The organism is Streptomyces sp. 8K308 (genome assembly GCF_004348315.1).
In the GTDB taxonomy this organism is placed as follows: Bacteria; Actinomycetota; Actinomycetes; order Streptomycetales; family Streptomycetaceae; genus Streptomyces.
Window position 1 is genome coordinate 1 of the sequence record NZ_SMKC01000281.1, and the last position, 9427, is coordinate 9427.

At 72.5% G+C, this 9427-nt stretch carries 10 protein-coding genes; 4 read left to right on the forward strand and 6 right to left on the reverse strand.

Annotated features, from left to right (window positions below):
* From E1265_RS28080 to E1265_RS28095, 4 genes are all read right to left on the reverse strand, one after another.
* The coding region (locus tag E1265_RS28080; RefSeq protein WP_132933797.1) for an ABC transporter ATP-binding protein at nucleotides 1-998 on the reverse strand (998 nt) is incomplete at its 3' end.
* Nucleotides 998-1819 carry a carbohydrate ABC transporter permease gene (locus tag E1265_RS28085; RefSeq protein ID WP_132933798.1) on the reverse strand — a complete coding sequence of 274 codons (822 nt, stop codon included), beginning with the start codon at nucleotides 1817-1819 and terminating at the stop codon, nucleotides 998-1000. The genes E1265_RS28080 and E1265_RS28085, both read right to left, overlap by 1 nt.
* The gene (locus E1265_RS28090; RefSeq protein WP_243741165.1) at nucleotides 1816-2697 is read right to left on the reverse strand and encodes a sugar ABC transporter permease; all 882 of its coding nucleotides are present in this window, start codon (nucleotides 2695-2697) and stop codon (nucleotides 1816-1818) included. Before E1265_RS28090 ends, E1265_RS28085 begins: the two co-directional genes overlap by 4 nt.
* On the reverse strand, nucleotides 2687-4051 hold the full coding sequence (locus tag E1265_RS28095) for an extracellular solute-binding protein (RefSeq protein WP_132933800.1): 1365 nt from the start codon (nucleotides 4049-4051) through the stop codon (nucleotides 2687-2689). Before E1265_RS28095 ends, E1265_RS28090 begins: the two co-directional genes overlap by 11 nt.
* A gap of 142 nt (nucleotides 4052-4193) precedes the next feature.
* Here E1265_RS28095 and E1265_RS28100 point away from each other — a divergent pair, with 142 nt between their 5' ends.
* Genes E1265_RS28100 through E1265_RS28110 form a run of 3 tightly spaced genes read left to right on the forward strand, consistent with a single transcriptional unit; the run spans nucleotide 4194 to nucleotide 6039 of the window.
* Nucleotides 4194-4532: a PadR family transcriptional regulator gene (locus tag E1265_RS28100; protein WP_132933801.1), complete on the forward strand. Its 339-nt coding sequence runs from the start codon at nucleotides 4194-4196 to the stop codon at nucleotides 4530-4532.
* On the forward strand, nucleotides 4529-5359 hold the full coding sequence (locus E1265_RS28105; RefSeq protein WP_132933802.1) for an ATP-binding cassette domain-containing protein: 831 nt from the start codon (nucleotides 4529-4531) through the stop codon (nucleotides 5357-5359). Before E1265_RS28100 ends, E1265_RS28105 begins: the two co-directional genes overlap by 4 nt.
* Nucleotides 5353-6039 (forward strand): hypothetical protein, encoded by a 687-nt coding sequence (locus tag E1265_RS28110; RefSeq protein WP_243741166.1) that lies wholly within the window; start codon nucleotides 5353-5355, stop codon nucleotides 6037-6039. Before E1265_RS28105 ends, E1265_RS28110 begins: the two co-directional genes overlap by 7 nt.
* Before the next feature lie 9 nt (nucleotides 6040-6048).
* Here the strand turns inward: E1265_RS28110 and E1265_RS28115 are convergent, their stop codons facing one another.
* Nucleotides 6049-7269: a pyridoxal phosphate-dependent aminotransferase gene (locus E1265_RS28115; RefSeq protein WP_132933803.1), complete on the reverse strand. Its 1221-nt coding sequence runs from the start codon at nucleotides 7267-7269 to the stop codon at nucleotides 6049-6051.
* Between the two features lie 91 nt (nucleotides 7270-7360).
* Here E1265_RS28115 and E1265_RS28120 point away from each other — a divergent pair, with 91 nt between their 5' ends.
* Nucleotides 7361-8011 carry a winged helix-turn-helix transcriptional regulator gene (locus E1265_RS28120; RefSeq protein ID WP_132933804.1) on the forward strand — a complete coding sequence of 217 codons (651 nt, stop codon included), beginning with the start codon at nucleotides 7361-7363 and terminating at the stop codon, nucleotides 8009-8011.
* Between the two features lie 5 nt (nucleotides 8012-8016).
* On the opposite strand, the gene E1265_RS38280 is transcribed toward E1265_RS28120, so the two are convergent.
* On the reverse strand, nucleotides 8017-9427 hold a 1411-nt coding region (locus tag E1265_RS38280), incomplete at its 5' end, for a protein kinase (protein WP_132933805.1).

Sequence of the window (9427 nt, forward strand, 5' to 3'; positions counted from 1 at the left end):
GTCGTGCCCGGCCGGGCGTCGACGTCCTCGGGGACGACGACCTGGAGAGGGCCGGCGGGGGTGTCGAGCGTGAGGAGTTCGGCGCTGCCCAGGTTCTCCACGACCGTGATCTCGCCGGAGACGGCGTCGTCCGCGGGACCGGGGGCGAGCCGCACGTACTCGGGGCGGATGCCGTAGACCACCGGCGTGCCCGCCGGCAGGTGGGCCGGGGGCGCGGGCAGCCGCGCCTCGCCGACGAGGACGCGGCCGTCCTCCGTCACCGTGCCGGCGAGGAGGTTCATCGGTGTGGAGCCGATGAAGGAGGCGACGAAGGTGTTGGCGGGGCGACGGAAGACCTCGGTCGGGGTGCCGACCTGGCGGACGCGGCCGTCGGAGAGCACCGCGATCCGGTCGGCGAGCGCCAGCGCCTCCGCCTGGTCGTGGGTGACGAAGACGGTGGTGACGGCCAGCTCCCGCTGTAGCCGCTTCAGGAAGGTCCGCGCTTCGAGGCGCATCCGGGCGTCGAGGTTGGAGAGCGGCTCGTCGAAGAGGAAGACCTTGGGGTGGCAGGCCATCGCCCGGGCCAGGGCCACCCGCTGCTGCTGCCCGCCTGACAACTGCCCTGGCCGCCGGTCGAGTTGCTTGGTGAGGCCGAGGTGGCCGGCCGTCTCGGCCGCCTTGGCGCGCCGCTCGGCGGTCGGCACGCGGCGGATGCGCAGGGGGTAGGCGACGTTGTCGGTGACGGTCATGTGCGGGAAGAGCGCGTAGTCCTGGAAGACCATGGCCACGTCGCGCCGCCCCGGCGGCAGCCGGGTCACGTCGCCGCCGCCGATGGCGACCGTGCCGGCCGTCGCCTGTTCGAGGCCCGCGATGGTGCGCAGGATGGTGGTCTTGCCGCAGCCGGACGGGCCCAGCAGGGCGAAGAACTCGCCGTCGGCGATGGACAGTTCGAGGGAGTCGAGGGCGCGGACGCCGCCCGGGTAGTCCTTGGTGAGTCCGGTCAGTTCGATCGCCGCCATCAGCGCTTGATACCTCCGTGGAAGCGGAACCCGTACCGGGACGAGACGAACAGGAACATCAGCACCACCGGCAGCGAGTAGAGCAGCGAGAAGGTCGAGATCAGGGCCAGGTCCGGCTGGCCGCCCTCGGTGTAGAAGGTGTACATCACCACCGCGGCGGGGGACTTCTCCGGCGAGCGCAGCAGCAGGAAGGGGATGAGGAAGTTGCCCCACACCTGGGCGACCGACCAGACCCCGATGGTGGCGAGGCCCGGCCTGATCAGCGGGACGACGAGGTGCCGGACGATCTGTAGCGGTGAGGCGCCGAAGACGCGGGCGGACTCCTCGTAGGAGGCGGGCGTGGCGTCGGTGAAGTCCTTGAGGATGAAGATCGCGCTGGGCAGCAGCCCGCCGGTGAGTACCAGGATGACGCCCAGCTGCGAGTCGATGAGGTCGAGTTCGTAGGCGAGGTTGAACAGCGGCACCATCGCGGCGGTGCCGGTGACGATGGAGGAGAGCAGCAGCAGCGCGTACAGCAGGGCGTCGCGGCCAGGGAGCCGGACCCGGCTGAGGGCATAGGCGGCCAGCGCGCCCAGGGTCACCACCAGGGCGCCGGTGCCGGCGGCCAGCAGCACGGAGTTCCACAGCGAGCGCAGCGCGTTCTCGTTGTCCAGCAGCTCGCGGACGTTGGCCAGGGTGAACTCGGGGAGCGAGGCGGCGATCTCGGGGGTGCGGTCGAAGGGGGTGGTGGCCAGCCACAGCAGGGGCAGCGCGAAGAACGCGAGCACGAGGCTGAGCAGCGTGTAGCGGCCGACGCGGGCCAGGAGTTCGCGTGGGCTCATGCGGCACGCTCCCGTTGGCGCAGCAGCCGCACGTAGACCAGCGCGATCACCAGGTTGATGAGCAGCATCAGCACGGAGAGCGCGGCGCCGTAGCCGAGTTCGCCGTTGAACAGGGCGGTCTTGTAGATGAAGACCGGCATGATCTCGGTCTCGTCGCCCGGGCCGCCGCCGGTGAGCAGGAAGGGCGTGAAGTCGTTGAACGTCCAGAGGCTGATCAGCAGCAGGTTGGTGAGGACGTGGCCCCGGATGCGGGGCAGCACGACGTCGCGCAGCTGGTGCCAGGCGGAGGCGCCGGCAAGGCGGGCGGTCTCCAGCTGGGAGGGTGGCACGGAGCCGAGCGCGGCGGCGTAGAGCATCATCGAGAAGGCGGTGCCGCGCCAGATGTTGAAGACGATGATGGCCGCCATGGGGTGCTCGACCAGCCAGGCCGTGCCGGGGGTGGAGAGGAGCGCGTTGAGGGTGCCGTCCTCGCGGTCGAGCAGCGCGATCCACAGGAAGGCGACGACGGAGCCCGGCAGAATCCAGGCCAGCAGCACCAGCGCCTCGACCAACCGCCGTAGCGCGCCGCGTCGTTCGCGCAGCAGCCAGGCGATGGTGAAGCCGAGGACGGCCTGCCCGAGCACGGCCGAGCCGAGGACGAACTGGAGGGTGAGTCCGAGTGAGTGGCTGAACTGTTCCTCGTCCAGCGCGCGTTGGACGTTGTCGAGGCCCGTGAAGGCGGGTTCGGCAGCGGCGAGGCCGGTGAGCCGGTAGTCCGTCAGGCCCAGGTAGACGGTCCACAGGGCGGGGAAGACGAGGAAGCCGGCGATCAGCAGCAGGGCCGGCGCGACGAAGGCCGCTGCGCGGGCCCTGCCGAGCCCGGCGGCGTCAGCCGGCACCGGCGACGACCTCCTCAAGGCCGGCGGCGTAGTCGTCGGCGGCCTGCCGGGGCGTGCGGTCGCCGGCGGCGACGGCGCCGGTGGCCTCCTGGAGCAGCATCGACACCTGGGGGTACTCGGCGAGCGGCGGCCGGAAGGAGGTCAGCGGCAACACCTCGTCGGCGATGAAGGAGAGCATCGGGTCGTCGGCGAGCACGGTGGCGTTGACGTCCTCGCGGGCGGTGATCCGGGCGCTCTCCTGGGCGGCGGCGGTGATGGCCTCGGCGGAGTTCATGAAGGTCAGCAGCTCGTAGGCGAGTTCGGCGTGCTCGCTGGCGGGGTTGACGGCGCGCACGCTGCCGCCCGACATGCTGACGAAGTCCCGGCCCTCGACGCCCCGTCCCGGCGCGGTGGCGGGGATGAGGGCCCAGCCGACGGTCTCGTCGCGGTCGGCCATCGGGGCGGTGCCGCCCTCGGGGTTGAGCACGCTGCGCCAGAAGTAGTCGCCCTCGATGAGGATGCCGATCTCGTCGTCGGCGAACATCTGGAAGGACCGGTCGCGGCCCTGCGCCTCCTGCTGGAGGACGGGGTCGCCAAGGCCGCCGCCGTAGACGTCGGCGTAGAGCTGGAGGGCGGCGACGAGTCCCTCGCTGGCGCCGGTCCAGCCGGCGTCGCCGTGGACGGCCTCGCCGGCGCCGGCGAGCAGCGGCAGCAGGCCCTGCATGGTGGTGGCCTCGCCCATGGTGGTGCCGGCGTTGAGCTGGATCGGAGTGACGTCGTCGAGTTCGCTCAACGCCTCGGCGGCGTCAAGAAGTTCGTCCCAGCTGGTGGGCTGCCAGTCGTCGGCGGGCAGCCCGGCCTCCTCGAACAGCTCCCGGTTGTAGAACAGCACCCGGCCGTCGGTGCCCCACGGGATGCCGTACAACTGGTCGTCGTAGGCGGCGAGTTGCTGGACGGCCTCGGGGATCTGCGCCCAGCCGTCCCAGTCCGTGTCGGGCAGCGGCTCCAGGTAGCCGGCCTGGGCGAACTCGCCGACCCAGATGCCGTCCAGGGTCATGATGTCGGGCCCGGATCCGGCCTGGAGGTCGAGCGCGAGCCGGGTCTTGAACTGCTCGTCGTCGACGCCGCTCGGCTCGAACTCGACGTCGACCTCGACGCCGGCGGCCCGCTGTTCCTCCTCGAACGCGGGGATCACCCAGTCCTCGATCCAGGCCGCCTCCTCGGTGTTCTTGCCGTCGCGCACCGCGTTGGCCGAGATGGTCAGGCGGACGGCTCCCCCGTCGTCGTCCGCGTCGGATCCCCCGCAGGCGGCGAGCGCCGCGGCGGCGATGGCCACCCCGATCGTCGCCCGGGCACGTCTGGTCAGCGCTCCCATCACCCATCTCCTCATCGAGACGAAGCTGTTGAGACTTATTGATCAGTACCCGACAAGGTGGGGGCCGTAAAGCCCCGCGCCGCGACGCGTCATCGCGGCTACCTTGCATGGCCAACTACCTTGCTGTGCTACCTTCCTCCTCGTGCACCAGGAGAGACGCACTCAGTGGCTCAAGGGCGTGCTGGACCTCTGCGTGCTGGCCACGCTGGCCCGCCGGGAGTCCTACGGATACGAGCTGGCCAAGGCGTTGAGCTCGGCCGGCCTCGGACCCGTCCAGGGCGGCACGCTCTACCCGATGCTGCTGCGCCTGCAGCGGACCGGCCTGATCACCGCCGAATGGCGCGGCGGGGAGACCGGCCCCGCCAGGAAGTACTACCGGCTCACGCCGGAGGGCCAGCGCGTGCTGCGCGAATCGGCCGCCGGCTGGGCCGCGTTCGTCGCCGACGTCGATGCGGTCATGCGAGAGGTGTTGCCCCGATGAACCAGGACAGGTGGCTCGCCGTGCTTGCCGGCGAGCTCAGCCGACGCGGAATAGCCCCCGAGCAGGCGGGCCACGTGGTCGCCGAGGCCGCCACCCACCTGCGGGAGAGCGGCGAGCCGCCGCTGCGGGCCTTCGGCGCGCCAGAGGAGTACGCGGGGGCCGTGGCCGAGGGCCTCGGCACGGTCCCCAGACCCGACGTGGCACGCCCGCCGGCCGGCGAGGTGCGCCTCGACGCCCGCGGCATCGGCAAGCGGTACGGCCGCCGCCGCGTGCTGGAGAACGTGGACCTGACGGTCAGGGCCGGCCAGGTGGCGGCGGTGATCGGCGCCAACGGCTGCGGCAAGAGCACCTTCCTCCGCATCTGCGCCGGCCTCGTCGGCGCCGACCGCGGCCGGGTGCGGGTGCGGGGCACCCTCGGCTACTGCCCGCAGGCCCACGGCACCGTCGACTTCCTGCACCCCGACGAGCACTTCGTGCTGGTGGGCGCCGGGCGCGGGATGGACCGCGCCGGGGCGCGGGCCGCCGGCCGGGCCGCGGCCGCCGGGCTCGACTGGGACGGCGCCGCCCGCGTCCAGGCCCGCCATCTCTCCGGCGGCACCCGGCAGAAGCTCAACCTGGTGATGGCCGGCCTCGGCGAACCCGACGTGCTGCTCCTCGACGAGCCCTACCAGGGCTTCGACCGCGGCAGCTACCTCGACTTCTGGCAGCAGGTGTGGCGCTGGCGCGACGCGGGCCGGGCGGTCGTGCTCGTCACGCACCTGCTCAACCAGCTCGACCGGGTGGACACCGTTCTCGACCTGACGCCGAAGGAGGCGGCCGCGTGCTGACCAAGACCCGCACCGTGGCGGAGATGACGCTGCGCGAGATCGCGCGCCGTCGCGGCGTGCTGCTGATCCTGCTGCTGATGCCCCTGGCCTTCTACCTCACCCGGCGCGGCGACCACCTGGGGCAGTCGGTGCGCTTCGTCTGTCTCGGCCTCGGCTGGGCGCTGAGCACCGCGGCGCTGTTCACCGGCACCGCGAGCCGCGCGCTCGAACCCCGGCTGCGGCTTTCCGGGTACGCCACCCGCCAGTTGGTGCTCGGTCGGCTGCTCGCGCTCTGGCTGCTCGGGCTCGCGGTCTCCGCGCCCTATCTGCTGCTCATCCGCCTCGACGAGCCGGACGTCAGGCACGGCGCCGTCGCCCTCTCCATGGCGCTGATGGTCGCCGTCGCCGCGCCGTTCGGTCTTGCCGTCGCCGCGCTGCTGCCGCGCGACATGGAGGGCACGCTGGTGCTGCTGACGGTGGTCGGCACGCAGATGACGCTCGATCCGGCCGATCCGGCGGCGCGGCTGTTGCCGTTCTGGTTCAGCCGGGAGATCGCCACCTACGCTGTGGACGGCACGGCCGCCGACTACCTGGCGCGCGGGCTCGCGCACGGCGCCGGCTACGGGCTGCTGCTCCTCGTCGTCGCCGCGGCGCTCGCGACGGCGCGGCTGCGCCGCCGGCCGCACCTGCGGTTCGTCTGATCGACGGGGTCAGCCGGCCTCCTGCCGGTAGCCGGCGAGGAACCGGCCGATCCGGCTGATGGCGGACTCCAGGACGTCGGCGTGCGGCAGGGTGAGGATGCGGAAGTGGTCGGGGCGCGGCCAGTTGAAGCCCGTGCCCTGGACCACCTGGATCTTCTCGCGGAGCAGCAGGTCGAGCACGAACCGCTCGTCGTCGACGATCGGGTGGACCTTGGGGTCGATCCTGGGGAACGCGTAGAGCGCGCCCTTCGGCTTGACGCAGGAGACGCCGGGGATCTCGTTGAGCTTCTCCCAGGCCACGTCCCGCTGTTCGCGCAGCCGACCGCCCGGCAGCACCAGGTCCTCGATGGACTGCCGGCCGCCGAGCGCGGCCTGGATGGCGTGCTGTGCCGGGGTGTTGGCGCACAGCCGCATGGAGGCCAGGGTGGTCAGGCCCTCCAGGTAGTTCCTGGCGTGCTGGCGCGGCCCGGAGACCACCACCCAGCCGCTGCGGAAGCCGGCCACCCGGTACGCCTTGGACAGTCCGCTGAAGGTGAGGCACAGCAGGTCGGGCGCGAGCAGCGCGGCGCTGCGGTGGACGGCGTCGTCGTAGAGGATCTTGTCGTAGATCTCGTCCGAGAACACCATCAGGTGGTGGCGGCGGGCGAGGTCGAGGATGCCCTCCACGATCTCGCGTGGATAGACCGCGCCGGTGGGGTTGTTGGGGTTGATGATGACGACGGCCCGGGTGCGGTCGGTGATCTTGGCGGCCATGTCGGCCAGATCCGGGTACCAGTCGGACGACTCGTCGCACAGGTAGTGCACCGGCTTGCCGCCGGCCAGCGTCGTCACGGCCGTCCACAGCGGGAAGTCGGGGGCCGGGATCAGGATCTCGTCGCCGTCCTCGACGAGCGCCTGCACCGCCATGGACACCAGCTCGGACACGCCGTTGCCGAGGAAGACGTCGTCGACGCCGACATCCGTCATGCCGCGCTCCTGGTAGTGCTGGGCCACGGCGCGGCGGGCCGGGAGGATGCCGCGGGAGTCGCTGTAGCCGTGCGCCTGCGGGAGGGTCCTGATGATGTCCTGCAGGATCTCCTCGGGGGCCTCGAAGCCGAAGAGCGCCGGGTTGCCCGTGTTGAGCCGCAGCACGCTGTGGCCCGCCTCCTCCAGCGCGTTGGCGTGCTCGATCACCGGCCCGCGGATCTCGTACAGGACCTGGCTGAGCTTGCTCGACTGCCGGAACTCCATGGTGCCGGACCTCCCTGTGGCGTGTGCGTCCACTTGGTTCTACCAAGTGATGACTTGGAAAGTCCAACCAAAACTTCCTACACTGATCGCCATGCCACGCCGAAGCTACGACCAGTACTGCGCCATCGCCCGCGCCCTCGACGCCATCGGTGACCGCTGGACCCTGCTGATCGTGCGGGAGCTGCTGGCCGGCCCGCGCCGCTACACGGACCTGCACGCCGACCTGCCGGGCGTCAGCACCGACGTGCTGGCCTCCCGGCTCAGGGAGATGGAGCGCGACGGCCTGGTCACCCGGCGCCCCCTCGCCGCGGGCGGCGCCGCCAATGCCTACGAACTCACCTCGCACGGCCGCGAGTTGCTGCCGGTGCTGGCCGCGCTCGCCGCGTGGGGCGGCCCGGCGCTCGACGATCGCCGCCCCACGGACGCGGTGCGCGCCCACTGGTTCGCCATCCCCCTGATGGCCCGACTGCGCCCGCTGGCCGCGGAACACCGGGGCGTGCTCGAGGTGCGGCTGCCCGAGGGCGCCTTCCACCTGCTCCTCTCCGACGGCCAACTCGCCTACCGGGACGGCCCGGTCGAGTGGGCCGACGCCCGCCTCGCACTGGACGCCGACACCTGCCGGGCGCTGGCCGCCGGCACCCTGACCGCCGAGGACGCCGTCGCCGCCGGCCGCCTCGCCGTCACCGGCGACACCGCGCTCGCCGACGCCGTGCGCGGCCCGGCCGCGCTGACGCGGAGCTGAGCCGGTCAGCCCCGCAGGATCCTGCCCTGCCCGTCCGTGGCGTTGCGGCTCACCAGCAGCACGATCCCGTCGATCAGCGCCCAGATCCCGAAACCGCCGCAGGTGAACAACTGGGCGAGACCGATGCCGATGTGGCCCAGGTAGAAGCGGCCGACCCCCAGGCTCCCCAGGAAGATCTGCAACAGCCCGGCGGCGATCCGCGACTTGTTGGACAACGGCCTGCCGTAGGCGTCCACGCCGAAGGGCGCGTACGCGAAGTACCCGCCGGTCACCATCGGGTAGCCCATCCCCTGCTGGGGCATCGGCACGGTGGAGCCGGCCGGCACCGGCGTGCCGTACGCGTACGGCGCGGGCAGGGGTTGCGGCTGCGGCTGCGGGTAGCTCACGGGCAACGCCGGCGCGGGGGCCGGCGGTGGGGTGGGCTGCCGCGGCGGGGGCGGCGGCCCGGAAGAAGCCGTCATCGTCGGCATGTTGTACGGCGTGCCGGACGGCTCCGGCGGCCCGGCCGTCGGATCCACGACCTCCGGCCCGCCGAGCGCGAGCAGCCCGGCCGCCTCCTTGCCGAGCCACGCGGTGAGCGCGGCCGGCAGCCACACGCCCTCCTCGGCGTCCGGGTCCACGTGCCGGGCCGCCTCCTCCGCCACCTCCCGGGGCGTCGGCCGTCGCGTCGGCTCCTTGTCCAGGCAGCGCTCCACCAGCTCCCGCAACGGCCCGGCCAGCCCCCTGAGGTCCGGCCGCTCGGCGATCACCCGGTGCATCAGGGTGTGCGCCGCCGAGTCCCGGTCGCCGAAGGGGCCGGTCCCGGTGGCCGCGTACGCCAGCACCGCGCCGAGACCGAACACGTCGCTCGCCTCGGTCAGCCGCTCACCGCGCACCTGCTCGGGCGCCATGTAGCCGGGCGAGCCCACCGCGATCCCGGTGCGGGTGGCGACGCTGGCGTCGGCGGCGCGGGCGATCCCGAAGTCGATGACCCGCGGCCCCTCCAGGGTGAGCAGCACGTTGGAAGGCTTGAGGTCACGGTGCAGCACGCCCACGCCGTGGATCGCGTCGAGCGCGCTCGCCAGCCCTTCCGCCAGCCGCCACACCGAGAACTCGGGCAGGGCGCCGTGCAGCTCCTCCACCACCCGGGTCAGCGCGGGCCCGGGCACGAACCCGGTCGCCAGCCAGGGCAGCTCGCCCTCGGTGTCCGAGTCGAGCACCGGCATCGTCCACTCGCCCGACACCCGCCGGGCCGCCGCGACCTCCTGCCGGAACCGGCGGCGGAACTCCGGCTCGTGCGCCAGGTGCGGATGGATCAGCTTGATCGCGACCGTCCGTCCCTCCGGCGTCCGGCCGAGGAACACCTGGCCCATCCCGCCCGTACCCAGACGTCCGAGCAACCGGTACTCACCCAGCGTCCGCGGATCACCGGTACCC